The sequence below is a fragment of the Rugamonas violacea genome (genome assembly GCF_016461825.1).
Taxonomy (GTDB): domain Bacteria; phylum Pseudomonadota; class Gammaproteobacteria; order Burkholderiales; family Burkholderiaceae_D; genus Rugamonas.
In genome coordinates this window covers 76,954-100,292 of sequence record NZ_JAEMNU010000153.1, presented here as the reverse complement: position 1 = coordinate 100,292, position 23,339 = coordinate 76,954, and the positions used below count along the sequence as shown (strand labels likewise).

At 65.5% G+C, this 23,339-nt stretch carries 22 protein-coding genes; 12 read left to right on the top strand and 10 right to left on the bottom strand.

Annotation, left to right across the window (positions count from 1 at the left end; translation table 11 throughout):
- Nucleotides 1-70: 70 nt before the first annotated feature.
- The gene (locus H7U20_RS28920; RefSeq protein WP_199762585.1) at nucleotides 71-2,767 is read left to right on the top strand and encodes a DNA topoisomerase III; all 2,697 of its coding nucleotides are present in this window, start codon (nucleotides 71-73) and stop codon (nucleotides 2,765-2,767) included.
- A 78-nt stretch (nucleotides 2,768-2,845) separates the two neighbouring features.
- Here the strand turns inward: H7U20_RS28920 and H7U20_RS28915 are convergent, their stop codons facing one another.
- Both H7U20_RS28915 and H7U20_RS28910 read right to left on the bottom strand, forming a co-directional pair.
- Complete coding sequence (locus tag H7U20_RS28915) at nucleotides 2,846-3,628, bottom strand: hypothetical protein (RefSeq protein ID WP_233411166.1); 783 nt, start codon at nucleotides 3,626-3,628, stop codon at nucleotides 2,846-2,848.
- Between the two features lie 356 nt (nucleotides 3,629-3,984).
- On the bottom strand, nucleotides 3,985-5,010 hold the full coding sequence (locus tag H7U20_RS28910; protein WP_199762584.1) for an NADP-dependent oxidoreductase: 1,026 nt from the start codon (nucleotides 5,008-5,010) through the stop codon (nucleotides 3,985-3,987).
- A 99-nt stretch (nucleotides 5,011-5,109) separates the two neighbouring features.
- Between H7U20_RS28910 and H7U20_RS28905 the strand changes: the two genes are divergently transcribed.
- Together H7U20_RS28905 and H7U20_RS28900 are read left to right on the top strand one after the other, a co-directional pair.
- Nucleotides 5,110-6,081 carry a LysR family transcriptional regulator gene (locus tag H7U20_RS28905; protein WP_199762583.1) on the top strand — a complete coding sequence of 324 codons (972 nt, stop codon included), beginning with the start codon at nucleotides 5,110-5,112 and terminating at the stop codon, nucleotides 6,079-6,081.
- 78 nt (nucleotides 6,082-6,159) lie between these two features.
- The gene (locus H7U20_RS28900; protein WP_199762582.1) at nucleotides 6,160-6,651 is read left to right on the top strand and encodes a hypothetical protein; all 492 of its coding nucleotides are present in this window, start codon (nucleotides 6,160-6,162) and stop codon (nucleotides 6,649-6,651) included.
- Between the two features lie 19 nt (nucleotides 6,652-6,670).
- Here the strand turns inward: H7U20_RS28900 and H7U20_RS28895 are convergent, their stop codons facing one another.
- The 4 genes from H7U20_RS28895 to H7U20_RS28880 form a co-directional block, all read right to left on the bottom strand.
- Nucleotides 6,671-10,255: an ABC transporter permease/M1 family aminopeptidase gene (locus H7U20_RS28895; RefSeq protein ID WP_199762581.1), complete on the bottom strand. Its 3,585-nt coding sequence runs from the start codon at nucleotides 10,253-10,255 to the stop codon at nucleotides 6,671-6,673.
- Between the two features lie 9 nt (nucleotides 10,256-10,264).
- Nucleotides 10,265-11,158 carry an ABC transporter ATP-binding protein gene (locus tag H7U20_RS28890; RefSeq protein WP_199762580.1) on the bottom strand — a complete coding sequence of 298 codons (894 nt, stop codon included), beginning with the start codon at nucleotides 11,156-11,158 and terminating at the stop codon, nucleotides 10,265-10,267.
- A gap of 311 nt (nucleotides 11,159-11,469) precedes the next feature.
- Nucleotides 11,470-12,666, bottom strand: coding sequence for an ABC transporter permease (locus H7U20_RS28885; protein ID WP_199762579.1), 1,197 nt, complete (start codon nucleotides 12,664-12,666; stop codon nucleotides 11,470-11,472).
- A gap of 4 nt (nucleotides 12,667-12,670) precedes the next feature.
- The gene (locus H7U20_RS28880) at nucleotides 12,671-13,450 is read right to left on the bottom strand and encodes an ABC transporter ATP-binding protein (RefSeq protein ID WP_199762578.1); all 780 of its coding nucleotides are present in this window, start codon (nucleotides 13,448-13,450) and stop codon (nucleotides 12,671-12,673) included.
- 152 nt (nucleotides 13,451-13,602) lie between these two features.
- On the opposite strand from H7U20_RS28880, the gene H7U20_RS28875 reads away from it, so the two are divergent.
- Both H7U20_RS28875 and coq7 read left to right on the top strand, forming a co-directional pair.
- Nucleotides 13,603-14,088 carry a hypothetical protein gene (locus tag H7U20_RS28875; protein WP_370593289.1) on the top strand — a complete coding sequence of 162 codons (486 nt, stop codon included), beginning with the start codon at nucleotides 13,603-13,605 and terminating at the stop codon, nucleotides 14,086-14,088.
- Between the two features lie 64 nt (nucleotides 14,089-14,152).
- Nucleotides 14,153-14,797 carry a 2-polyprenyl-3-methyl-6-methoxy-1,4-benzoquinone monooxygenase gene (coq7, locus tag H7U20_RS28870; RefSeq protein ID WP_199762577.1) on the top strand — a complete coding sequence of 215 codons (645 nt, stop codon included), beginning with the start codon at nucleotides 14,153-14,155 and terminating at the stop codon, nucleotides 14,795-14,797.
- A gap of 102 nt (nucleotides 14,798-14,899) precedes the next feature.
- On the opposite strand, the gene H7U20_RS28865 is transcribed toward coq7, so the two are convergent.
- Nucleotides 14,900-15,325, bottom strand: a complete 426-nt coding sequence (locus H7U20_RS28865) for an OsmC family protein (RefSeq protein ID WP_199762576.1) — start codon at nucleotides 15,323-15,325, stop codon at nucleotides 14,900-14,902.
- A 243-nt stretch (nucleotides 15,326-15,568) separates the two neighbouring features.
- Here H7U20_RS28865 and rplM point away from each other — a divergent pair, with 243 nt between their 5' ends.
- From rplM to erpA, 5 genes are all read left to right on the top strand, one after another.
- Entirely contained in the window at nucleotides 15,569-15,997 is a 429-nt protein-coding gene (gene rplM / locus H7U20_RS28860) for a 50S ribosomal protein L13 (RefSeq protein WP_093389920.1), read from the top strand.
- A 9-nt stretch (nucleotides 15,998-16,006) separates the two neighbouring features.
- Complete coding sequence (rpsI, locus tag H7U20_RS28855; RefSeq protein ID WP_019924401.1) at nucleotides 16,007-16,399, top strand: 30S ribosomal protein S9; 393 nt, start codon at nucleotides 16,007-16,009, stop codon at nucleotides 16,397-16,399.
- 160 nt (nucleotides 16,400-16,559) lie between these two features.
- Nucleotides 16,560-17,597, top strand: a complete 1,038-nt coding sequence (argC, locus tag H7U20_RS28850) for an N-acetyl-gamma-glutamyl-phosphate reductase (protein WP_199762575.1) — start codon at nucleotides 16,560-16,562, stop codon at nucleotides 17,595-17,597.
- Between the two features lie 124 nt (nucleotides 17,598-17,721).
- On the top strand, nucleotides 17,722-18,111 hold the full coding sequence (locus H7U20_RS28845; RefSeq protein WP_199762574.1) for a bactofilin family protein: 390 nt from the start codon (nucleotides 17,722-17,724) through the stop codon (nucleotides 18,109-18,111).
- Nucleotides 18,112-18,162: 51 nt separating this feature from the next.
- On the top strand, nucleotides 18,163-18,525 hold the full coding sequence (gene erpA, locus H7U20_RS28840; RefSeq protein WP_093389923.1) for an iron-sulfur cluster insertion protein ErpA: 363 nt from the start codon (nucleotides 18,163-18,165) through the stop codon (nucleotides 18,523-18,525).
- Nucleotides 18,526-18,676: 151 nt separating this feature from the next.
- On the opposite strand, the gene H7U20_RS28835 is transcribed toward erpA, so the two are convergent.
- The 3 genes from H7U20_RS28835 to H7U20_RS28825 form a co-directional block, all read right to left on the bottom strand.
- Entirely contained in the window at nucleotides 18,677-19,774 is a 1,098-nt protein-coding gene (locus tag H7U20_RS28835; RefSeq protein WP_199762573.1) for an anhydro-N-acetylmuramic acid kinase, read from the bottom strand.
- A 3-nt stretch (nucleotides 19,775-19,777) separates the two neighbouring features.
- Nucleotides 19,778-19,945 (bottom strand): hypothetical protein, encoded by a 168-nt coding sequence (locus H7U20_RS28830; protein ID WP_199762572.1) that lies wholly within the window; start codon nucleotides 19,943-19,945, stop codon nucleotides 19,778-19,780.
- A 127-nt stretch (nucleotides 19,946-20,072) separates the two neighbouring features.
- A complete protein-coding gene (locus tag H7U20_RS28825; RefSeq protein WP_199762571.1) occupies nucleotides 20,073-21,455 on the bottom strand; it encodes a M23 family metallopeptidase in 1,383 nt (460 codons plus the stop codon).
- Between the two features lie 158 nt (nucleotides 21,456-21,613).
- Here H7U20_RS28825 and tyrS point away from each other — a divergent pair, with 158 nt between their 5' ends.
- Together tyrS and dtd are read left to right on the top strand one after the other, a co-directional pair.
- The gene (gene tyrS, locus H7U20_RS28820; RefSeq protein WP_199762570.1) at nucleotides 21,614-22,873 is read left to right on the top strand and encodes a tyrosine--tRNA ligase; all 1,260 of its coding nucleotides are present in this window, start codon (nucleotides 21,614-21,616) and stop codon (nucleotides 22,871-22,873) included.
- Entirely contained in the window at nucleotides 22,870-23,316 is a 447-nt protein-coding gene (dtd, locus tag H7U20_RS28815) for a D-aminoacyl-tRNA deacylase (protein WP_199762569.1), read from the top strand. Before tyrS ends, dtd begins: the two co-directional genes overlap by 4 nt.
- Nucleotides 23,317-23,339 lie beyond the last annotated feature (23 nt).

The window sequence follows — 23,339 nt, the reverse complement described above, 5'->3', positions numbered from 1 at the left end:
GCCCCGCCCATGATGCATGTATGATGCGCATGCTGAACCACCCCATAGAGTAACCACGAGAACGTAAAACATGACCAAAACCCTCATCATCGCCGAGAAGCCTTCTGTCGCGAACGATATCGCGAAGACGCTTGGCGGCTTCACCAAGCACGATGAGTACTTTGAATCCGACGAGTACGTGCTGTCCTCCGCCGTCGGCCACTTGCTCGAGATCGCCGTGCCGGAAGAGCACGACGTCAAGCGCGGCAAGTGGAGTTTCGCCCATCTGCCGATGATCCCGCCGTACTTCGCGCTGAACCCGATCGCCAAGACCGAGGCCCGGCTGAAGGTCTTGAACAAGCTGATCAAGCGCAAGGATGTCACCACCCTGATCAACGCCTGCGATGCCGGGCGCGAGGGGGAGTTGATCTTCCGCCTGATCGCGCAAAACGCCAAGGCCAAGCAACCGGTCAAGCGCCTGTGGCTGCAGTCGATGACGCCCGGCGCGATCCGCGAGGGCTTCACCCGCCTGCGCACCGACGAGGACATGATGCCGCTGGCCGACGCCGCCCGCTGCCGCTCCGAGGCCGACTGGCTGATCGGCATCAACGGCACCCGCGCCATGACCGCCTTCAACTCGAAGGAGGGCGGCTTCTACCTGACCACCGTCGGCCGGGTGCAGACGCCGACGCTGTCGATCGTCGTCGAGCGCGAAGAGAAGATCAAGAAATTCGTCTCGCGCGACTTCTGGGAAGTGCGCGCCGAGTTCGTCTGCGCCGCCGGCATCTACGAGGGCCGCTGGCTCGACACCAAGTTCAAGAAGGACGAGACCGATCCGGAGAAGAAGGCCGAGCGCCTGTGGAGCAAGACCGCCGCCGACTCGATCGCCACCGCCTGCCGTGGCCGCCAAGGCGTGGTCACCGAGGAGTCGAAACCGACCACCTCGATGGCGCCGGCGCTGTTCGACCTGACCAGCCTGCAACGCGAGGCCAACTCGCGCTTCGGCTTCTCGGCCAAGAACACCCTGGGCCTGGCCCAGGCGCTGTACGAAAAGCACAAGGTGCTGACCTACCCGCGGACCGATTCGCGCCACCTGCCGGAGGACTACATCCCGACCGTCAAGGAAGCGCTGGCCATGGTGATGGAGAACAACAACTACCACCAGTTCGCCAAGCAGATCCTCGACAAGGGTTGGGTCAAGCCGAACAAACGCATCTTCGACAACACCAAGATCTCGGATCACTTCGCCATCATCCCGACCACGATCGCGCCGAAGAACCTGTCCGAGCCGGAACAGAAGCTGTACGACCTGGTCACCCGCCGCTTCATGGCGGTGTTCTTCCCGCCGGCCGAGTTCCAGGTCACCACCCGCTACACCGAGGTGTCCGGCCACCAGTTCAAGACCGAGGGCAAGGTCATGACCAACCCCGGTTGGCTGGCGATCTACGGCAAGGAAGCCTCGACCGACGAGGACAAGGAAGGCAACGCCGGCGGCAATCTGGTGCCGGTGGCCAAGGGCGAGAAGGTGCAGACCGAGTCGGTCAGCGCCAACGGCCTGGTGACCAAGCCGCCGGCCCGCTACACCGAGGCGACCTTGCTGTCGGCCATGGAAGGCGCCGGCAAGCTGATCGACGACGACGAGTTGCGCGACGCCATGGCCGGCAAGGGCCTGGGCACGCCAGCGACGCGCGCCGCCACCATCGAGGGCCTGCTGACCGAGCGCTACCTGATCCGCGAAGGCCGCGAGCTGATGCCGACCGCCAAGGCGTCGCAGCTGATGACGCTGTTGCGCGGCCTCGGCGTCAACGAGCTGACCGCGCCGGAACTGACCGGCGAATGGGAATACAAGCTGTCGCAGATGGAAAAGGGCAAGATTTCGCGTGAGGAATTCATGCGCGAGATCGCCCAGATGACGCAGATCATCGTCAAGCGCGCCAAGGAATACGACAACGACACCATCCCCGGCGACTACCACACGATGACGACGCCGTGCCCGAACTGCGGCAGCGTGGTCAAAGAGAACTATCGCCGCTTCGCCTGCACCAAGTGCGAGTTCTCGATGAGCAAGACGCCGGGCAGCCGCCAGTTCGAGATCGCCGAAGTCGAAGAGCTGTTGACCAAGCGCACCATCGGTCCGCTGCAGGGCTTCCGCTCGAAGATGGGCCGGCCGTTCGCCGCCATCCTGCGCATCGTGCGCGACGAGGACATCAAGAACTTCAAGCTGGAGTTCGACTTCGGCCAGAACGACGACAGCGAGGACGGCGAGGGTGTCGACTTCACCGGCCAGACCGCGCTGGGACCTTGTCCGAAGTGCGCCGCCGGCGTCTACGAGATGGGCCTGGCCTATGTGTGCGAACACAGCGTGGCGAAGCCGAAGACTTGCGATTTCCGCAGCGGCCGCATCATCCTGCAACAGGAGATCCTGCCGGAACAGATGGTCAAGTTGCTCAACGACGGCAAGACCGACCTGATGCCGGGCTTCGTTTCGCAGCGCACGCGGCGGCCGTTCAAGGCCTTCCTGGTGCGCGGCAAGGACGGCAAGATCAGCTTCGAGTTCGAGGAGCGCAAGGCCAAGGCACCGGCCAAGGGCAAGGCGGCGGCGGTGGCGGACGACGGCGCGGAAGGCGCGGCGGACGCGGCGCCGGCCAAGAAACCGGCGGCCAAGAAGGCGGCCGCCAAGGCGCCGGCTAAAAAAGCCGCCGCCAAGGCCCCCGCCAAGACGGCGGCGGTGAAGAAGGCGCCAGCGAAGAAAGCCCCGGCCAAGAAGGCGGCGGCAGCGGCGGAGTAAAACAGAACCGGGACCGAGCGTCCCGGTTTTTTTTCGTCCGGCGGAAAAGTGCCGCCCCGGCACGCGACTTGGCCGCGCTCATTCGGCCACCCGCCAGCGCCGCCCCGGCGCCAACGGTATGGCCACCTCGTCGTTGTGTCGCCATTGGCTGAGCAAGGTCAAGTTGAGTGTGTCGTAGCGGATCGACGCCGTGTGTTCCAGCCAGGGGAGGGTGGAGGCTTCGACCGTCCAGTCCTCGTGTTTGCGCAGGACGGTGAACTCGGGCCATTGTTGATGAACCAGCCGGTCCGGGCGCGACGCGGTTTCCTGCTCCGCGCAGGCCCAGGCCATCCAACGCTCGTTGAGCAGCAGGTAGGCGATGGCGCCGCTGGCCACCTCCACCAGGCGGGCGCCGCGCAGGGCGCCGCCGGGTTCGCGCAGCCAGTCTTCCTCGTAGCTGTTGTCGAGGCCGGTTTCATGCAGATGGTCGGGGCTGTCGAAACGCATCCAACCGGCGTCCAGCTCGGCGCCGACGGCGGGGAAGGCGATCTCCGGCCGCCATTCGCAGCGTTTGGCGTCGACCACGGTCAGGCCGGCGAAGCCGGTTTGCGCGTGGACGCGGTTGAGTTGTTCGGGCGAGAGGCGGGCCAAGGCGGCGGCGTCGGCCAAGCTGGGACGGTCGGCCGGGATGCGCAGGTCGATGTGCAAGCGCGGCGCTTGGAACCACCAGACCCGCGTGCTCAGGTCGCAGCTGCCGTCGCTGCGCCAGATGCCGAGACGGCGCCACACACCCTCGTACTCGCTCGGCACGTCGCGCCCCAATGCCCCGGTTCGCAAGCCATGTGCGGACTGACCGGAGGCCCGGTCGATCGGCGCGCTCATTTCAGTATGCCTAGTCCGTGTTTCTCAATAACATGCATATTAGTCATGGTGAATCTCCGTCAATTCCATGCTCGCGATTGCCTTGCTCAGAAGCGCATCATTGATGCTGCTCATACGCTTTGGCCAGTTGAATCCATGCTGTGCTAGGCAGGATGCGGTGTATAGGTTCCCGCCTGCGCGGCGGTCCGCCGATGCGGAACGACGGTTTTTTAGAGGTGCCCTTAGGGGCACTTCGAAAAACCACCAAATTGTCGTTCCCGCGTAGGCGGGAACCCATGCTGAGCCAATGGACATGCGGGGTATAGATTCCCGCCTGCGCGGGAATGACGGGGTTTAGAGGTGCGCTTGACGTCCGCTCATGCCTTCACCAGCAGCTTGCCACGATGCTCGCCGGTGAACAGCGAATTGAGCGCGGCCGGCAACTGGGCGAAGCCGTCGACGATGGTTTCCTCGAAGACGATCTCGCCGGCGTGCAGCCACGGCGCGACGATGCGCACCATCTCGTCCATGCGGTGCACGTAGTCGCGCGCCAGCATGCCCTGGATGGTGGCGCGCTGGTACAGCATGTGGTGCAGCAGGCGCGGTCCCAGTTCCGGCGTGTCGAGGCCGCCGCTGTACTGGCTGATCTGGCCGCAGATGACGATGCGGGCGCGCCGGTTGATCAGCGGAATGACCGCGTCCGTCACCATGCCGCCGACGTTGTCGAAATACACGTCGACGCCGCCGGTCGCGGCGCGGATCGCCGCACCCAGCGATTCGGCGTTGGCGTGGGCCTTGTAGTCGATGGCCCAGTCGGCGCCCAGCGTGTCGCGCAGCCAATCGCACTTGGCCTGGCCGCCGGCGATGCCCAGCACCTTGGCGCCGTGGCGCTTGGCGAACTGCAGCACCAGCGAGCCGACGGCGCCGGCCGCGCCGGACACCACCACCACTTCGCCGGCGTGCGGCCGGCCCGATTCGGTCAGGCCGAACCAGGCGGTGCGGCCGGGCATGCCCAGCACGCCCAGCGCGGTGCTGACGGGCGCCTGCGCCGGGTCGAGCCGCTTGAGCGCGCTGGCATGCACCTTGGCGTGGGTCTGCCAGCCGCTGTAGCTGTAGGCCCAGTCGCCCTCGGCATAGCCGGCCGCGTTGCTGGCCAGCACCTGGCCGACCACGCCGCCCTGTTGCACGCTGTTCAGCGGATGCGGCTCGGCGTCGTAGGTCGGCTTGCCCGACTGGCCGATGCGCATGTACGGGTCGACGCTGAAATAGCGTCCCGCCAGCAGCACCTCGTCCTCGCCCAGCCGCGTGTCGAGTTGCCGCTCGACCAATTCGTAGTGCTCGGTGCTGATCTGGGCCAGCGGTTGTTGGCGGTAAATCCATTGTTGTTGGGTCAGCGTGGTCATGGCGGCGATGGGGGGAAGTGTGGGATGCGACGATGGTATGATGGTCTTCGTGTCCCGTAAAGCAACTTAAATTCATATCTTATGTCCCAACTGGAAACCATGAACTTGAGCGACCTGCGCGTCTTCGTCAGCGCGGCGCGCCGGCCCTCGCTGGGCGCGGCGGCGCTGGAGCTGCACTTGACGCCGTCGGCCGTGTCGAAGGCCTTGCGGCGGCTGGAGGATAGCCTGGGCCAGCCGCTGTTCGACCGCAGCGCCAAGCAACTGGTGCTGAACGGCGCCGGCCAGTTGCTGTTGGCGCGGGCGCAGACCCTGCTGGCGCTGGCCGACCAGGCCCGCGCCGACCTGATGGGCGAGCGCGCCGCCGTCGACTGCCGCGTCGGCGGCCCGGCCATCCTGCTGTGGCGCCACGGCCAGGCGTTGGCGCGGGCGCTGGCCGTGTATCCGGACGGCAAGCTGCGGATGCAGGCGATGTTCGAGGAGCAGGCGCTGGCGGCGCTGGCGCGCGGCGAGATCAACGCCGCCATCGTCACCGGCGCGCTGGTCGAGGGGCGCGGCGAGCACTGGTCGGACGACTGGCGGGTGACGCCGCTGGGCAGCGTCACATTGCAACTGGTGGCCGGCCGCGACCACCCGCTGGTGCGCGGCCGTGCCGCCGGCGAGCTGCTGCGGGCCAGCAGCGCCGAGGTGTTGGCGCACGACTTCGCCTGTCCGTCGCGCTCGCTGTTCTGCGGCGTGCCGCGCGGCGCCCGCTCGGACGGCTGGCGCGACGACCAGCTGCCGCGCAAGATCCGCTACTGGACCGACGACCTGCAATTGCTGCTGTCCTTCGTCAAGTCGGGCCAGGCGCTGGCCTATCTGCCGGACTTCGCGCTGGACGACGCGGCGCTGCGCCGCATCCACGTCAGCGATTGCGGCTTCGAGTGCGTCGAGCAGGTGGCCTTGGTGTGGAATACGGCGCTGGCCGGCGCCTGGCAACAGGATTTGGCAACGACCTTGGCAACAACCTTGGCAACATCCTTGGCAACGACGCCGGCGGCGGGCCTGCCGCGCGGGGCCGGCCAAGCCGAGTGAGCCGGCAGGGCCGGCTTGCGTATGGTTGGGGCGGCGACTATAGTGAATTGAGGAAACTCTTTTGATGGATCGCCCGCCATGACAGCCGCGTTGACATCCCTTTCACCGTCGCCGGCCCAGCAGGCTGCGCGGGTGGTCGCGCCGGCCGCCACCGCCGCCGGTGCAACGGTGCTGCCCGCCATTGCCGTCGGCTTATCGGCCGAGTCGGCCATCGTCGCCTCGCTGGGCACCGCCGCCAGCGTGCAGATGTACACGCCGGCCGGCTTGCTGGCCGCGTTGCAGCAGGCCGGCAGCGCGGCCGAGCCGCCGACCCTGCCGCCGCCCGGTAGCGACACCCAGTTCACCGCGGCGCAGGAGTTGGACCAAGGCCTTATCGACAGCCTGGCCGCCACGCCGGCCGCCAGCGGCATCTACGATGGCGCTGGCGTGGTGCAGAGCCTGCCCGGCGCGCCGAACATAGGCGGGGGCGGCTGGGCCGAGCTGCTGCGCAGCAAGCCGGAGCTGGCCGCCGGCGCCGTCGCCGATTCCACCGACCTGGCGCTGGTCGGCACGCTGCGCACGACGGCCTGAACCCTCACCGCCAGCCGGACTAGGGCGCGGCGATCTCCACCGCCACCATATTGTCGTCCGGCTTGCGGTCGATCAGCTTGTTGTCCGGATCGATGCCGGCCTTGGCCGGGCGGCCGTTGACGATCACGCTGAAACTGTTGTCCTTGCGCTCGATGAACTTGCGCACGCGCAGCAGGTTGTTGCCGTCCTTGTCGTCGACGCCGATGTCGATCCAGTCGTGCAGCGGCGCTTCTTTTTCCTCGCCCAGCTCGCCCGCCTTGACCTTGCCGGCCTGCACGGCGAAGCTCACCTCGTAGCGGCCGTCCGGCAGCCTGACGGCGCTGGCCGAGACGGCGCGGTTCTCGTACAACACGATGGCGTTGAACAGGTCGTCGATCAGGTAGGCCTGCGCCGGCGGGGTGATCTTGCGCAGCGCGTCGAGCAGCACGGTCACGCTCGGGTAGGGCGGCCCCTGGTTGGCGTGGGCGGCGAGCAACTGGCGCAGCGCCTCGTTGACCTTGCTTTCGCCGATCAGATCCTGCAACTGGTACATGGCCAGGCTGCCCTTGCGGTAATGGACGTACTCCTGGTTCTCGTTGTCGGCCAGCGGCAACTCCTTGTCGCGCTCCACGGCCCGGCCCACCAGGTATTTTTCCAGGTCGTAGCGCAGGAAGCGGCGCATCTTGTCCGGGCCGTAGTTCTTCTTCATCACCATCAGCGCCGAGTACTCGGCCAGGGTTTCGCTCAGCACGCTGGCGCCGCGCGTGTTGCCGCCGACCAGCTGGTGGCCCCACCACTGGTGTGCCACCTCGTGCGCCGTCACGTAGAAGGGGTAGTCGATGTCCTTCGGGTTCTTGTCGTTGACCTTGGCGATGAAGCCGACGCCCTCGGAGAACGGGATGGTGTTCGGATACGCCTGGGCGAAGTTGGCGTAGCGCGGGAACTCGACCACCCGCACCACCCGGTGCTGGTAGGGGCCGAAGTTCTTGCTGTTGTAGTCGAGGGCTTCCTTGATGCCCTTGACGATGCGGTCCAGATTGTATTCGTGGCCGGCCTGGTAGAACACCTCGATGCCGACGTCCTGCCACCAGTCGTGGCGGATCTGGTAGCGCGCCGATTGGAAGGAGTAGAAGTTGAGGATGGGCTGTTCCATCTTGAAATGGTAGTAGTGGCGGCCCTGGCTGATCCAGTCGCTTTCGAGCATGCCGGGGGCGACCGCGATCTGCTCGGCGCTGGTGCTGACGACGGCGTCGAAGGTGATCCAGTCGGCGTCGCTGCCGAGGATGTTGTTGGCCAGGCCGGCGGCGTCGTCGCGCGGCGGCATGCGTTCGCGCTTGGGCAACTTGTGCTTCTTGCGGTCGCTGGCGTCGCTGAGTTCCAGCTGTGGCCGGTAGCCGATGGCCGGCAGCACGCTGTTGTTAAAGAAGCTGCCGTTGACCAGCACCGGCGTCTCGCGGCCGAGGCCGAGGATGCCGTTGGGCGCGTAGGCGATCTCGAATTCGAGCGGCAGGGTGGCGCCGGGCGCCAGCGGCGTGCTCAGCTTGTAGCTGTAGAAGCCCAGCTTATGGTCCTTCAGGCCGGCGTGCGCCACCTGGCCGAAGCGCAGCGCGCGGATGGTCGAGTTGCTGTCCTGCTGCAACAGGATCTCGCCGATCGGCGTGCCGCCCTTGTTTTGCAGCAGATACGTGCCCTTGACCAGCAGGCGGCGGCGCTCCGGTTCGATCTCCACGTTCAGCTTGACGTCGACGATGCGCGGCTGCGCCAGGCCGGCGTATTTCTTGTACTGGCGTTCGTAGTCGGCGCGCTCGGCGTCCTTGCGGTAGGCCGATTTGTAGTTGCCGCTGATTTCCATGTCGTAGAACAGCACGCCGCCGGCGCCCAGCATCAGCGCGGCGCCCAGGCCCAGGCTGACCAGCACCGGGCGGGTCAGCGCGTGGCGCGCCAGTTGCAGGCGCTGGCGCCATTCGTGGTTGGTGCCGCGCACCCAGAACAGCAGGGCCGTCACGGTCAGCAGCAGGGCCGCGCCGCCCCAGTACAGTTCGAGCCAGCGCTCGCGCGCCAGGTCGGCGCCGTAGCCGTTCATGGCCGAGTAGATCAGCGGCGGCGAGGTGGCGTACAGCAGCAGCGGATGCTCCAGGCCCAGCGAGCTCAGCGTCAACGTCGCCAGGTAGTACAGGATCATCGCGAAGTGGGCCAGATACTTGTGGTTGAGCAGCACCTGCAGCGTGATCGCCAGCACCGCCACCAGCGCGTAGTTGGGCAGCTGGATCAGGAACAGGGTTTGCAGGTAGAGGCCCGGTTCGAGCAGGAAATAGCCGTGGGCGATCTGGATGCCCATGCCGCACAGCATCACCAGCAGCATCAGCAGGGCTTGCAGGGCGATCAGGGCGAACAGTTTGGACAGCAGCGGCAGCCAGCTCGGCACGGGCAGGGCGTCGAGCATCTGGGCGACGCGGCCCTCGCGCTCGCGCCAGACCAGCTCGCCGGCGTAGAAGGTGCTGATGGCCAGCATGAACAGGGCGAAGGTATCGGACACCGCCTCCAGCACCTTGTAGGTCACCGGATAGGTGTTGGTGCCGAACATGGAGCCCATGTCGATGCCGCTGGCCAGCATCATCAGCACGCCGGCCAGCACCAGCACGAGGAAGTAGACGTTCTTGGCGGTCTCGCGCAGGTTCAGCCAGCTGGTCTGCAACAACAGCAGGCCCAGGCTGCGGCGCTGGAAGTCGGGCGCCTCGCGGGTGTTGGCCGAGACGGCGCTCAGGCGCGGCGCCGCGCCGCCCTCGCCCTCGCCGGCGCCGCCGCCGCCGTTGTCGATGCTGGCGACGAAATGGAAGCGCCAGTAGCCCAGCGCCAGGCCGAGCAGGGCGAGGGCGGTCCAGATCAGCCGGTTCAGCAGGTAGACGCCCTCGGGCAACAGCAGGCGGGTGTTGCGCTCGGCGATGGGCCAGTATTCGGTCAGGCGGATCACGGCGGTGGTGCCGAAGGGGTCGATCAGCGCGGCCAGGGTCTTGTAGTCGAGGTCGCGCGCCAGGCCGGGCGCGACGACGTAGCCGACCAGCATCACCACGCTGCTGACGTAGACCGGCAGCATGCGCCGGGTCAGCGCGGCGACGATGAAGAACACCGCGCCGAAGATGAAGATGTTGGGCAGGGTGGTGCACAGGTAGGGGATCAGGTAGCCCAGCGCGGCGCCGTGGCCGATGCGCTCCGGGTCGATGCCGGGGATGTAGGTGCCCAGCCAGGCGCCCAGCGGCAGGCTGGTGAAGATCGCCGCCAGGGTGAGGTAGGCGCCGAGGAAGCGGCCGAAGATGTACTGCCGCTTGCGGATCGGCGCGCTGAAGAAGAAGTGGTGCATGTCGTACTCGAAGTCCTGCTGCACCGAGCGGCCCATCATGGCGGCGATGACGATCACGCCGACCGAGCCGAGGAAGCTGACGGTCAGCATCAGCGAGCGCGGCGCGTCGAGCAGCACGCGGCCGCCGAAGGTCACGCTGGCACCCTTGAAGACGCCGCCGGCGGCGGCCATCCACAGCATCGCCAGCGCCAAGAACATGGCGAAGTAGACCCAGGTCGAGAGCAGTTTGAGCCGCTGGCGGGCTTCGAACAGTGCGATCGCGAGCATGGCGCCGGCCTATTCGCAGGCCGGCGCGGCGCTGTGGCGGCCGGCGATGGTGGCGAAGTACAGGTCTTCCAGGTCGCCGATGGCCTCCTCGAAGCCGTCGCCCGGGTCGTCCTCGCTGTAGACGTGGATCAGGGTGCGGCCCGACAGCAGGCGCGTCGAGATCACCGCGTGGCGCTGCTGGAACATGGCCAGCTCCTTCTTGTCGACGAAGCGGGCCCAGATCTTGTCGCTGACGGCGTCGATCAACTGCTGGGTCTTGCCGCACAGCAGCACATGGCCCTTGTTGATGATGGCCATGTTGGCGCACAGGTCGGCCACGTCGCTGACGATGTGGGTCGACAGGATCACCGTCTTGTCCTCGCCGATGTCGGACAGCAGGTTGTGGAAGCGCACCCGCTCCTGCGGGTCGAGGCCGGCGGTGGGCTCGTCGACGATGATCAGCCTGGGGTCGCCGAGCAGCGCCTGGGCGATGCCGAAACGCTGCCGCATGCCGCCGGAGAAGCCGCCCAGGCGCTGGTGGCGCACCTCGAACAGGTTGGTCTGCTGCAGCAGGCCGTCGACCACCTCGCGCCGCCGGGTCCGCTGCGACAGGCCCTTCAGCACGGCGAAGTGGTCGAGCATCTCGTAGGCGGTGACCTTGGGGTAGACGCCGAAGTCCTGCGGCAGGTAGCCGAGCAGGCGGCGGATCTCGTCCTTCTCGTCGAGCACGTCGAGCTCGCCGAAGAACACCGCGCCGGAGTCGCACTCCTGCAAGGTGGCGAGGGTGCGCATCAGCGTCGACTTGCCGGCGCCGTTGGGGCCGAGCAAGCCGAACATCCCGGTCGGGATGGTGAGCGAGATATTGTCCAGCGCCACGACGCCGTTGCCGTAGGTCTTGGACAGCTTGCTGATGCGTAATTCCATACTGACTCCTGAACGGTTCCGGGCTGGCCCGGCGCGGCCGCGCGACGTTTCCGCACGGCCAAGCTTTTTTCACATGATGGCATTGTAGTGAATTTGCGACAGATCCGGGGCGCCATTGCGACGGGCGGCGCATAGTGCGGCCCAGATTGCGCATTCCGGGGAGTGGGGCGGCGGCGCCGGCCGCCACGCCAAGGCGCCGGCGGCTCCCAAACCACCCAACGGCGCAGAGCTGGGGTCGGACCCGGCGCGCCAAGGCGGGGAGTCCGACCCCGGGTTTGCGCCGATGGGGTTTCTTCGCTTTGCTGCGCGCCTCAGTTGCGGAACAGCACCTGCTCGCGGTTGAACCACCAGCGGCACAGCAGCAGCAGGGCGGCGGCGATCAGGCTGCTCGACAGCAGGATCACCGAGAACATGCGGTAGTCCATGGTGCCCTTGACCAGTTCCTTCATGGCCAGCGAGACGTTGGTCAGCGGCACCATCGCCCACATCCAGTTCAGCTCAACGCCGGGCAGCATCGCCACCAGGGTCGGCAGGATGGTGACGATGGCCAGCGGCGAGATCAGACCGCTGGCCTCCTTGTAGCTCTTGGCGTAGATCGAGATCGACAGCAGGATGGCGGCGAAGATGGCCGCCGTCGGCAGCAGCATCAGCGCCACCATGGCCAGGTCGGCGGCGCCGATGGCGCGCACCATCAGCGCCATGTCGCCCTCGATCGAGGGGCCGAAGAAGAACAGCAGCGCGCCCATGCTGGCCACCATCAGCAGCGCCGAGGTCAGGCCGATGCTGAACAGCACGAAGAATTTGGCCAGCACGATGGCGCCGCGCGGCAGCGGCGCCAGCAGCAGCGTCTCCAGCGTGCCGCGCTCCTTCTCGCCGGCGCCGGTGTCGATCGCCGGATACATCGCCGCCATCAGGCAGACCATCAACAGGATGTAGGGCAGGAAGCCGCCGACCAGGGCGCCGATCTGCTCGCGCTTGTCGGCCGTCGAATGGTCCTCCAGGCGGATCGGGTCGAGCGCGAAGCGCAGTTGCTGCTGGTTCAGCTTGAGCGCCGACAGGGCCTGCTCGCGCAGGCTGGCGTTCTGCGCCTCGATCACCGACATCACCCGCTTGCGCGTGACGTCGACCGTCACCGCGCTGTTGTAGTGCAGCGCGATGCTGCCCTGCTGCTGGGCGTCCAGCGTGGCGGCGAAGCCGGGCGGGATCACCAGGGCGAACTTGATGCGCTCGTCGCCGATGGCCTCGCGGATGGCGGCCGGATCGGCCAGCGCGACCTCCTTGAAGCTCTTGTCGGCGGCGAAGCGGGCGGCCAGCGCGGGCGCGTATTGCTGGCCGAAGATGGCGTAGGTCAGCTCGGCCTGGCTGGCCTGCTTGAACAGGCTGGACGACAAATAACCGAAGCCGGCGAAGATCAGCGGCATCGCCAGGATCGGGATGAAGACGGTGAAGATGAAGGTCTTGCGGTCGCGCGCCAGCTCCAGCATCTCCTTCAGGTAGATGGTCCACATGCTCTCAGCCCCCTTGTTTGATGACGCCGACGAAGGCGTCGTACAGGTCGGCGCTGCCGCCCAGGTGGCGCAGTTCCTCGGTGCTGCCGTGGAAGGCCGTCTTGCCGTGGTTGATGATGCAGACCCGGTCGCACAGCTTGTCGACCTCGTGCAGGTGGTGGGTCGAGAAGATCAGCGGGATGCGCAGCGCCTTGTAGCTGGCGATGAAGTCGAGCAGGATCTTGGCCGACATCACGTCGAGCCCGGTGGTCGGCTCGTCGAGGATGACGATCTGCGGCTCGTGCACGACGGTGCGGGCGATGGCGCACTTCTGCTTCATGCCGGTCGACAGCTGGTCGGCCCGCTTGTCGCCGAACTCGTGCATCTGCAGCAGCTCGAACAACTCGTCGCAGCGGCGTTGCAGGTAGGGCGCGCTCATGCCGTGCAGGCGGCCGAAGTATTCGATGTTCTCGCGCGCCGTCAAGCGGCCGTACAGGCCGGTGGTGCCGGACAGGAAGCCGATGTGCTGGCGCGCCGCCAGCGGGTCGGCCAGCAGGTCGACGCCGTTGGCGACGACGCTGCCGGCGTCGGCCTTGAGGGCGGTCGACAGCAGGCGCAGGGTGGTGGTCTTGCCGGCGCCGTTGGGGCCGAGCAGGCCCAGCACTTCGCCCGGCGCGCAGCGGAAGCTGACGTCGCGCACGGCGTGGAACCAGCCGTCGTGGTCGCGCGGGTCGCGCAGCTGATAGGGCATTTCCTTTTTGGAAGGCAGGCGGAAGCGCTTTGCCAAACCTCGAACTTCGATCATTGGGGCATCCCGGTTGTCAGGGATTTAAGGTTAACCGTAAAAAATCTTGCGTGCAAGGCACAAAGCGTACTTGTCTTGCTATAGTCGAAGGAGGGCGCCGGCGCCGCTGTCGCCAGCGCCGCCGGCTAGCCGGATGCAAGTCGAACGAACAGATGAACAAGCAGGTGAACGAGCAGGTGAACGAGCAGGTCTTACCGGGTGTCGAGATGAACGAAGAGCTGAAGAAGAAGGTGCTGGCGGTGACCCAGTGCGGCATGAACCAGGAGGAGGCGGTCGGTTTCTTCCGCGTCGCGCTGGGCCTGTATTATCTGGCCGGCCTGATGACCAAGGAGACGCTGGACTTCAAACGCCTCGACCGCGACTTCAACCGCTTTATTTACCACGCCATCGGCAAGGGCCACAGCATCACCAGCGTGCTGCAGTTCATGAGCGGCGAGAAGGTGGTGCCGGTGGTCGAATCGAAACGTTTTCTCAGCGCCTACGCCGAGCACTGTCCCGAAGTGCCGCTGGAGAACATCCCCTTCCTGCTGGGGCTCAACCTGGGCGTCGCCAAGGACATCTCCAAGATCGACGTGCGCGGCCCGGTGGCCGACTACATCGAGCGCCAGCGCCTGCTACGCGAGGCGCGGCAGGAGTGACGGGCTGGCGCGGCGGCGCGATGGTCCTATAATGGTGCTTTCCGACTGATTGCGACTGACGACCATGGCAGCGAACCGTTACCACCATCCCCTCGACCGTTTCATTTCCGGCGCCGACAAGGCCTTGCGCGTCATCGCCGGCGTGGCCTCGGCCTCGCGCCCGACGCCGGCCGCGCACGCCGCCGACGCCGTGCTCAGCGAATCCGAGCAGCGCCACGCCGCCGGCCTGATGCGTGTCAACCATGTCGGCGAGGTCTGCGCCCAGGCGCTGTACAACTCGCAGGCCCGTTTCGCCAAAAGCGACGCGATGCGCTTGCAGTTCGAGCAGGCCGGGCGGGAGGAGGAGGACCATCTGGCGTGGACGGCGCAGCGCCTGGCCGAGCTGGGTTCGCGCACCAGCCTGCTCAATCCCCTGTTCTACGCCGGCGCCTACGCCGTCGGCACGCTGGCCGCCTATCTGGGCGACGCCCACAGCCTGGGTTTCGTGGTCGAGACCGAGCGCCAGGTCGAGGCCCATCTGGCCAGCCACCTGGACCGCCTGCCGCCGCAGGACGCCAAGTCGCGCGCCGTGGTCGAGCAGATGCGTGTCGACGAGGTGGCCCACGGCGCCGCCGCCCAGGCCCTGGGCGCGGCGACCACGCCGCTGCCGGTGCGCGTGGTGATGCAGGGCATGGCCAAGCTGATGACCGGCAGCGCCTACTATATCTAAGGAAAACGCCAGCAAGCGGCGGCGGGAATGGCGCGGCGGACCGCGGCGCAAGCCGAGGGTCGGACCCTGCGGGTCTGACCCTGGCCCCTGCCTTTGGGCTAACTAGGCCGCGTCGATGATCTCGAAGGAATGGGTGATCTCGGCCGTCTTGCCCAGCATGATCGATGCGGAGCAATATTTATCGTGCGACAAGGTGATGGCCCGCTCCACGCTGGCCGGTTTCAGGTTCTTGCCGGTGACGACGAAGTGGAAGTTGATCTTGGTGAAGACCTTCGGTTCCGTCTCGGCCCGTTCGGCGCTCAAGGTGCATTCGCAACCACGGATATCCTCGCGGCCCTTTTTCAGGATCAGCACGACGTCGTAGGCGGTGCAGCCGCCGGTGCCGAGCAGCACCATCTCCATCGGCCGGGGCGCCAGGTTGTGGCCGCCGCCCTCGGGCGCGCCGTCCATGTTGACCAGGTGGCCGGAGCCGGTCTGGGCCAAAAAACTCATGCCCGACGGGCCGTTCCAGCTAACTTTGCATTCCATTCGATTCTCCATAAGGCTGTCCGTGGCCCTATTGTAAAGGAGCGGCGCGCGCCCCGCCGGGCGTGGCCGGGCGCCGTCGCCGGGCGGCGGCAAAGCCGGCCGGGGCTTGACGCCGCCTAGCGTTGCCGCTTATACTTGTCGGCTTTCCGTTCGCTCAGGAAAAGTATTTATAAAAAGGCCGAGTCCGCTGAAGCAATGGCGGAACCACCATTTGAGCGTGTGTAATTCAATTAGGAAGTCAACATGAAAACATTTTCCGCTAAAGGGCATGAAGTCCAGCGCGATTGGTTCGTGGTTGACGCGACGGACAAAGTCCTCGGACGTGTTGCCAGCGAAGTGGCACTCCGACTGCGCGGCAAACACAAACCGGAATTTACTCCTCACGTCGATACGGGCGATTTCATCGTCGTCATCAACGCAGGCAAACTGCGCGTGACCGGTACCAAAGCTACCAACAAAACGTACTACCGTCACTCGGGTTACCCAGGCGGCATCTACGAAACCAACTTCCAGAAAATGCAACAGCGTTTTCCAGGTCGCGCGCTTGAGAAAGCGGTCAAGGGCATGTTGCCTAAAGGCCCACTCGGCTACGCAATGATCAAGAAGCTGAAAGTGTACGCGGAAGAAACCCATCCGCACGCAGCTCAGCAACCTAAAGCACTCGTTCTCTAAGGAACTGACATGATCGGTAACTACAATTACGGCACCGGCCGTCGCAAGAGTGCGGTAGCTCGCGTGTTCATCAAAGTTGGCACTGGCCAAATCATCGTTAACGGCAAGCCAGCGGCTGAGTATTTCTCGCGCGAAACCGGCCTGATGGTGATCCGTCAACCACTGGAACTGACCGGCAATGTCGAGCGTTTCGACATCAAGGTTAACGTTCACGGCGGCGGCGAGTCCGGCCAAGCTGGCGCAGTTCGCCACGGCATCACCCGCGCCCTGATCGACTACGACGCAGCGCTGAAACCGGATCTGGCCAAAGCCGGCTTCGTGACCCGCGATGCACGTGAAGTCGAGCGTAAAAAAGTTGGTCTGCGCAAAGCACGTCGCGCAAAGCAATTCTCGAAGCGTTAATTTATACGCTACAACACGCGGTCCGCCGCGTGTTGCTCGAAAGCCGCCGGCCTGTTCCGGCGGCTTTTTGCGTTGGTGCCGCCGTCATGCGGCGGTCGCGCAGGCCTGCTAAAATGCGCCCTGAAGCTCTACCCCCACACTACTTACCCAAGGAAAGAACATGATCAAAGTTGGCATCGTCGGCGGCACCGGTTACACCGGAGTGGAATTGCTGCGTCTGTTGGCAGTCCATCCCGATGTGCAGCTGACGGCGATCACCTCGCGCAAGGAAGATGGCTTGCCCGTTGCCGACATGTTCCCCTCGCTGCGCGGCCGCGTCGAGCTGGCCTTCTCGGCGCCGGACAAGGCCGACCTGAGCAAATGCGACGTGGTGTTCTTCGCCACCCCGCACGGCGTGGCCATGGCGCAAGCGCCGGCCCTGCTGGCGGCCGGCGTCAAGGTGATCGACCTGGCGGCCGACTTCCGCCTGAAGGACCAGGCCAGCTTCGAGCAGTGGTACAAGATCCCGCACACCTGCCCGGAACTGCTGGAGCAGGCGGTGTACGGCCTGGCCGAGCTGAACCGCGAGGCGATCCAGGGCGCGAGCTTGATCGCCAATCCGGGTTGCTACCCGACCACCATGCAGCTGGGCTATTACCCGCTGCTGAAGGCCGGCCTGGTCGACGCCGGCAGCTTGATCGCCGACTGCAAGTCGGGCGTCTCCGGCGCCGGCCGCAAGGCCGAGATCGGCAGCCTGTTTTCCGAGTCCAGCGACAACTTCAAGGCCTACAGCGTGGCCGGCCACCGCCACACGCCGGAAACCACGGCCCAGTTGCAACGCTTCACCGACGAAAAAGTCGAGCTGGTGTTCACGCCGCACCTGGTGCCGATGATCCGCGGCATGCATTCGACCCTGTACGCCCGCCTGAGCAAGGAAGTCAGCAACGAGGAGCTGCAAAGCTTGTTCGAGGCGGAATACCAAGACGCGCCTTTCGTCGACGTGATGCCGTTCGGCGCGCATCCGGAAACCCGCTCGACGCGCGGCTCCAACATGTTGCGCATGGCCCTGCATCGTCCGGGCAATGGCAACACCGTCATCGTGCTGGTGGTGCAGGACAACCTGGTCAAGGGCGCCGCCGGCCAGGCCGTGCAGTGCATGAATTTGATGTTCGGCCTGGAGGAAACCGCCGGCCTGATGCAGATCGCCCTGTTGCCGTAACGGCAAACCGGGACGCTCCGCCGCGCCGGTGAAACGGCGAGCCAGATCAAGGCCGGCCGGCCGCGCCGGAGTAGATTGAACGCTGGTCCCGGCGCCGCCGGGGCCGGCAGAGTGAGGATCGCGCATGTTCGCCCACAAAGCGAGGAGCAGCATGGACAGCCTGATCGGTCCGTCGACGCGGATCGACGGCGATCTGTTGTTTCGCGGCGGCTTGCGCATCGACGGCCGGGTGCGCGGCAACGTCGTCGCCGAGAACGAGCAGGACAGCTATCTGGTGGTCTCCGAGCACGCCACCATCGAGGGGGCGGTGCGCTGCTCCCACCTGATCGTCAACGGCACCATCCAAGGCGATGTGCAGGCCAGCGAGTTGCTTGAAATCCAGCCCAAGGCCCGCATCTCTGGTGATATCAGCTACAAAGTGCTGGAAATCCATGCCGGCGCCCAGGTGCAGGGGCGGCTTACCCATTTTGAGTGTGTGGACAATCCCTTGCATTTGGCCGCAACGGGAGCATGACTTGCGCCAAAGGTCTATAATGAGCCAAATGTTTTCACGTAGGAGTCTGAAATGAATGCTGTCGCCGAAGCGCAAGATGTAATCCCGTCGCCTATCATCTTCACCGATAGCGCCGCCCAAAAGGTGGCCCAGCTGATCGAAGAAGAGGGTAATCCTGATCTGAAACTGCGCGTCTTCGTGCAGGGTGGCGGCTGCTCCGGCTTCCAGTACGGCTTCACCTTTGACGAAATCGTCAACGAAGACGACACCACGATGATCAAGAATGGCGTTCAGCTGTTGATCGATTCGATGAGCTACCAGTATCTGGTCGGCGCGGAAATCGATTACAAGGACGACCTCGAAGGTGCCCAGTTCGTGATCAAGAATCCAACCGCGTCGTCGACTTGCGGTTGCGGTTCCTCGTTCTCGGTCTAAGCCACTTCGCTGTAGCATCCTTTGCGGCGGCCAGTTTATCTGGCCGCCGTTGTCGTTGGCGCTGTCGTTGCGACTATCGTTCGCAGTTCAGCTTCAGCGTCGCTTCTGCGCCGCTCAGCACCGCTCTGTCACCTTGCCGCTAGCGCCGCCCTCAGCGCGGGTATAGCGCGCCCAGCACCCTTTCCCCCGCCGCACCCGTCACCGCCGGCAGATTGCCCGCCAGCCGCTGTTTGAAGCGGTAAGCCAGCCAGGCGAAGGCCAGCGCCTCGACCCGGTTCGGCGCCACGCCCAGCGCCTCGGTCGACGCCACCGCTACCTTGCCGTCCAGCGCCGCCGCCAGTTCGCGCAGCAGCGTGCCGTTGTAGGCGCCGCCGCCGCAGATGTAGACGGCGTCCGCCCCGCCACCGTACTGCGCCACCGCGCGCGCCAGCGTGACGGCGGTGAGCCGCGTCAGCGTCGCCTGCACGTCGGCCGGCGCGGCGTCCTGGAAAGCGCGCAAATGAGCGTCCAGCCAGTCCATGTGGAACAGGTCGCGGCCGGTGCTCTTGGGCGCCGGCAAGGCGAAGTAGGGTTCGGCCAGCAGCGCCGCCAGCAACGCGGGCAGAGCCGTGCCGGCGGCCGCCCAGGCGCCGTCGGCGTCGTACTCGCGGCCTTGGTGGCGGGCGATCCAGCCATCCATCAGCACGTTGCCGGGGCCGGTATCGAAGCCGTCGACGCGGCCGTCGCCATGCAACACGCTGATGTTGGCGATGCCGCCGATGTTGGCCACCACCCGGCGCAGGCCGTTCACGCCGAACAGCGCCTGGTGGAAGGCCGGCACCAGCGGCGCGCCCTGGCCGCCGGCGGCGACGTCGCGGCTGCGGAAGTCGGCGATGACGTCGATGCCGCACAGCTCGGCCAACAGGGCCGGATTATTCGTCTGCCGCGTGAAGCCCAGCTCGGGTCGGTGGCGGATGGTCTGGCCGTGCGCCGCCACGGCGCTGACGGCGGCGGCCGCCACGCCACTTTGGCGCAACAGTTCCGCCACGCACTGGGCGTAGTGGATGGCGATCTGCTGGGCCGCCAGCGCTTCGCGCTCCAGTTCGTTCGGTGCGGCCGCTTGCAGGGCCATCAGCTCGGCCCGCAGCTCCATGGGGAACGGCACATACGCCGCCGCCAGCGTGCGCGTGGCCGCGTCGCTGAAATCGGCGAGGGCGCCGTCGACACCGTCCAGGCTGGTGCCGGACATCAGACCGATATACAAGGCCATGATCTACTTCCTTCTTGCTTGAAAAGTGTATTTTGCCTCAGCGTCCAGATCGGCGCGGGAATAATTGAGCGGTGTCGAGCTGTGGCCGGCGGCTCCCGGCCCATCCCTCATGTTGTTGCTGGGCACAATGAGCGCCAGCGCACGGAAGCCGGCGATAAAAATCAGCATCATGGTCTGACTTTCTGAGGGGAAAGGGAAGGGCGGCGTGTACCGGCATGGCCGCGCAGAAAAGAAAACAGGCCATACGAGATGGCCTGTTTTTTCAGTGCGACGCGGCAAGGCGCGGCGGGCGCCGGGCTTACTTGGCGGCGACCCGGGTGGTGCTCGAGCCGGCCGGACGCAGCAGTGCGAAGCGGTGCGTCATGTCGGAGGCGAAGCTGCGGAAGCGCGACATTTCGGCGGCCGTCAACGGTGCTTGTGCTTGCACGTTCAGGGTGTTCGGGTCCTTGGCTTCGCCGCCGACGCGGAATTCGTAATGCAGGTGGGCGCCGGTCGACCAGCCGGTGGTGCCGACGTAGCCAATGACGTCGCCCTGGCTGACTTTCGTGCCCTTTTTCATGTTCGTCGCGAAGCGGCTCATGTGGGCATAGGCGGTGCTGTAGTTGGCCCAGTGCTTGACCACGACCACGTTGCCGTAGCCGCCCTGGGTGCCGGCGAAGTCGATCACACCGTCGCCGGCGGCGCGGATCGGCGTGCCGGTCGGCGCCGGGAAGTCCAGGCCCTTGTGCTGTTTCCACTGGCCGAACACGGGGTGGACGCGCATCGAAAAACCGGACGAGATACGGGTGAATTCGACGGGCGACTTGAGGAAGGCTTTTTTGAGCGACTTGCCGTCGAAGCTGTAGTAGCCGCCGCCTTGCTTGCTGCTTGGATCTTCGAACCAGACCGACTGGAAGGTGTTGCCGCGGTTGGTGAACTCGCCGGCCAGGATGCGTCCGGCGCGGACGAATTCACCGTCCTGCCAGAAGGTTTCGTAGACCACGTTGAAATGGTCGCCGCGCTTCAGGTCGGAGCGGAAGTCGATGTTGGTGGAGAACATCTCGACGATCTGGTGGACGATGGTGTCGGGCAGCTTGGCGCCATCGCTATTCGAATCGGTCGCCGCGAACAGCGTCGAGGTGATGTCGCGCGCGTGCATTTCGACGCGGCGCTCCAGCTGGGCCGCCGTTTCGGTGGCGACGAAGCCGTCCCCCTTGCGGGTGATCGAAATATTCTTGACCGGAATGTCCTTGCCGTCGACCACGGAGGCGCGCAACCACTGCAGGTTGCCGTCTTCGTCGGTTTGCGCCTGGACCCGCTTGCCGGTCTTCAACTGCATCACGCCGTGGGCGACCTTGTCCTTCTTGATGAAGTTCTCCGCCGCGTCGTCGTCCACGCCGAGGCGGGTCAACAGCGTGGCCAGGGTGTCGCCGGCGCGGATTTTTTCTTCGTGGACGTAGTGGTCGGAGGACTGCTGCTGCTGGAGGGAGTCGATCTGGGCGGCGATGTTCGGCAAGGCGATCTCTTCCGAGACCGATTTGACCGGCAGGTCGGAGGCGTCGGGGGCCAAAGGCGCCACACCGGCGGCGCCGAAGGCGCAGACCGCCAGCAGCAGCGCCGACGTGCTAACGATGCGCGCCTTGCGGGTCGAGCCTAGCAGTTGGAACAAGCGCGAGCTTGTGATTTTGTTTGTAGGGTTCATGCAATCAGTTAAAATTTGCCGCTTGAACTATTCAGGAACGTTTTGTTTTTATAATTTTTGTTTCGGTTCGTTTTCATACGGCAAGATTGATCGGACCGAACATTATAGCAAACTCCTGGAACCACCTACCATTTCGAGAATCCAGTTAAGAAAAACCTATGGACAACACCTCCACATCGCCCGCCAAGAAGGCGTCCGCTCCGCTGCTGCCACTGACCGACCGCGTCCAGGAAGCCCTCGCCATCACCAAGCGCGGTGTGGATGAACTGCTGATCGAAAGCGAATTCGCCCAGAAGCTGGCGCGTTCCGAACAAAGCGGCGTGCCGCTGCGCGTCAAACTGGGCCTCGACCCGACCGCGCCCGACCTGCACCTGGGCCACACCGTGGTGCTCAACAAGATGCGTCAGTTACAGGACTTGGGCCACCAAGTTATTTTCCTGATCGGCGACTTCACCTCGATGATCGGCGACCCGTCCGGCCGCAACGTCACCCGTCCGCCGCTGACCAAGGAGCAGGTCGAAGAAAACGCGATGACCTACTTCAAGCAGGCCTCGCTGGTGCTCGACGCCGCCAAGACCGAAATCCGCTACAACTCCGAATGGTGCGACCCGCTGGGCGCGCGCGGCATGATCCAGCTGGCCTCGCGCTACACGGTGGCGCGCATGATGGAGCGCGACGATTTCAGCAAACGCTTCAAGAGTGGGACACCGATCGCCGTCCATGAGTTCCTTTACCCGCTGATGCAGGGTTACGATTCGGTCGCCCTGAAGGCCGACCTGGAGCTGGGCGGCACCGACCAGAAGTTCAACCTGCTGGTCGGCCGCGAGTTGCAAAAGGATTACGCCCAGGAGCAGCAGTGCGTGCTGACCATGCCGCTGCTGGAAGGCCTGGACGGCGTCGACAAGATGTCCAAGTCGAAGAACAACTACATCGGCATCACCGAGCCGGGCAACACTATGTTCGCCAAGCTGATGAGCATTTCCGACGTGATGATGTGGCGCTACTTCGAGCTGCTGTCGTTCCGCTCGATCACCGAGCTGGCCCAACTGAAGGCCGAGATCGACGGCGGGGGCAACCCGCGCGACGCCAAAGTGGCGCTGGCGCAGGAAATCGTCGCCCGCTTCCACTCCAGGCAGGCGGCCGACGACGCGCTGGCCGACTTCGTCAACCGCTCCAAGGGCGGCATCCCGGACGACGTCGCCGAGCTGAGCCTGGCCGGCGCGCCGGCCGGCATCGCCCAGTTGCTCAAGCAAAGCGGCCTGTGCGCCTCCGTTTCCGAGGCGACCCGCATGGTCGACCAGGGCGGCGTGCGCATCGACGGCAGCGTGGTCAGCGACAAGGCGTTGAAGATCGAGGCCGGCACCTTCGTGCTGCAAGTGGGCAAGCGCAAGTTCGCCCGCGTCACGCTGACGGCATGATCGCGCTGTTGCAGCGGGTCAGCGGCGCCAGCGTGGTGGTCGACGGCGCCTGCATCGGCGCCATCGACGCCGGCCTGATGGTGCTGCTCTGCGCCGAGCGCGCCGACACGGAGAAGGAGGCCGACGCGCTGCTCAACAAATTGCTCGGCTACCGCGTCTTCGCCGACGCCGCCGGCAAGATGAACCTGAGCCTCACCGACGTCGCCGGCGGCCTGCTGCTGGTGCCCCAGTTCACCTTGGCGGCCGACACCAAGTCCGGCACGCGGCCCTCGTTCACGCCGGCCGCCAGTCCGCAGGACGGCCTGCGCCTGTTCGAGCATTTCGTCGGCCGGGCGCGCGCCCGCCATGCCGAGGTGGCAACCGGCCGTTTCGGCGCCGACATGAAAGTGTCGCTGACCAACGACGGACCGGTGACCTTCTGGTTGCAGGTGAGCGCCAAATAGGATGATTTGAATTTGATTGAGTT

Coding starts and splice junctions, on each gene's coding strand:
- H7U20_RS28880 (WP_199762578.1), bottom strand. CDS start 13,450: ATGATCGAAGTTCGAGGTTTGGCAAAGCGCTTCCGCCTGCCTTCCAAA.
- erpA (WP_093389923.1), top strand. CDS start 18,163: ATGAATGCTGTCGCCGAAGCGCAAGATGTAATCCCGTCGCCTATCATC.
- tyrS (WP_199762570.1), top strand. CDS start 21,614: ATGGACAACACCTCCACATCGCCCGCCAAGAAGGCGTCCGCTCCGCTG.
- rplM (WP_093389920.1), top strand. CDS start 15,569: ATGAAAACATTTTCCGCTAAAGGGCATGAAGTCCAGCGCGATTGGTTC.
- H7U20_RS28830 (WP_199762572.1), bottom strand. CDS start 19,945: ATGATGCTGATTTTTATCGCCGGCTTCCGTGCGCTGGCGCTCATTGTG.
- H7U20_RS28825 (WP_199762571.1), bottom strand. CDS start 21,455: ATGAACCCTACAAACAAAATCACAAGCTCGCGCTTGTTCCAACTGCTA.
- H7U20_RS28835 (WP_199762573.1), bottom strand. CDS start 19,774: ATGGCCTTGTATATCGGTCTGATGTCCGGCACCAGCCTGGACGGTGTC.
- H7U20_RS28875 (WP_370593289.1), top strand. CDS start 13,603: ATGAACAAGCAGGTGAACGAGCAGGTGAACGAGCAGGTCTTACCGGGT.
- H7U20_RS28885 (WP_199762579.1), bottom strand. CDS start 12,666: ATGTGGACCATCTACCTGAAGGAGATGCTGGAGCTGGCGCGCGACCGC.
- coq7 (WP_199762577.1), top strand. CDS start 14,153: ATGGCAGCGAACCGTTACCACCATCCCCTCGACCGTTTCATTTCCGGC.
- H7U20_RS28910 (WP_199762584.1), bottom strand. CDS start 5,010: ATGACCACGCTGACCCAACAACAATGGATTTACCGCCAACAACCGCTG.
- argC (WP_199762575.1), top strand. CDS start 16,560: ATGATCAAAGTTGGCATCGTCGGCGGCACCGGTTACACCGGAGTGGAA.
- H7U20_RS28900 (WP_199762582.1), top strand. CDS start 6,160: ATGACAGCCGCGTTGACATCCCTTTCACCGTCGCCGGCCCAGCAGGCT.
- H7U20_RS28920 (WP_199762585.1), top strand. CDS start 71: ATGACCAAAACCCTCATCATCGCCGAGAAGCCTTCTGTCGCGAACGAT.
- rpsI (WP_019924401.1), top strand. CDS start 16,007: ATGATCGGTAACTACAATTACGGCACCGGCCGTCGCAAGAGTGCGGTA.
- H7U20_RS28895 (WP_199762581.1), bottom strand. CDS start 10,255: ATGCTCGCGATCGCACTGTTCGAAGCCCGCCAGCGGCTCAAACTGCTC.
- H7U20_RS28905 (WP_199762583.1), top strand. CDS start 5,110: ATGAACTTGAGCGACCTGCGCGTCTTCGTCAGCGCGGCGCGCCGGCCC.
- H7U20_RS28865 (WP_199762576.1), bottom strand. CDS start 15,325: ATGGAATGCAAAGTTAGCTGGAACGGCCCGTCGGGCATGAGTTTTTTG.
- H7U20_RS28845 (WP_199762574.1), top strand. CDS start 17,722: ATGTTCGCCCACAAAGCGAGGAGCAGCATGGACAGCCTGATCGGTCCG.
- dtd (WP_199762569.1), top strand. CDS start 22,870: ATGATCGCGCTGTTGCAGCGGGTCAGCGGCGCCAGCGTGGTGGTCGAC.
- H7U20_RS28915 (WP_233411166.1), bottom strand. CDS start 3,628: ATGAGCGCGCCGATCGACCGGGCCTCCGGTCAGTCCGCACATGGCTTG.
- H7U20_RS28890 (WP_199762580.1), bottom strand. CDS start 11,158: ATGGAATTACGCATCAGCAAGCTGTCCAAGACCTACGGCAACGGCGTC.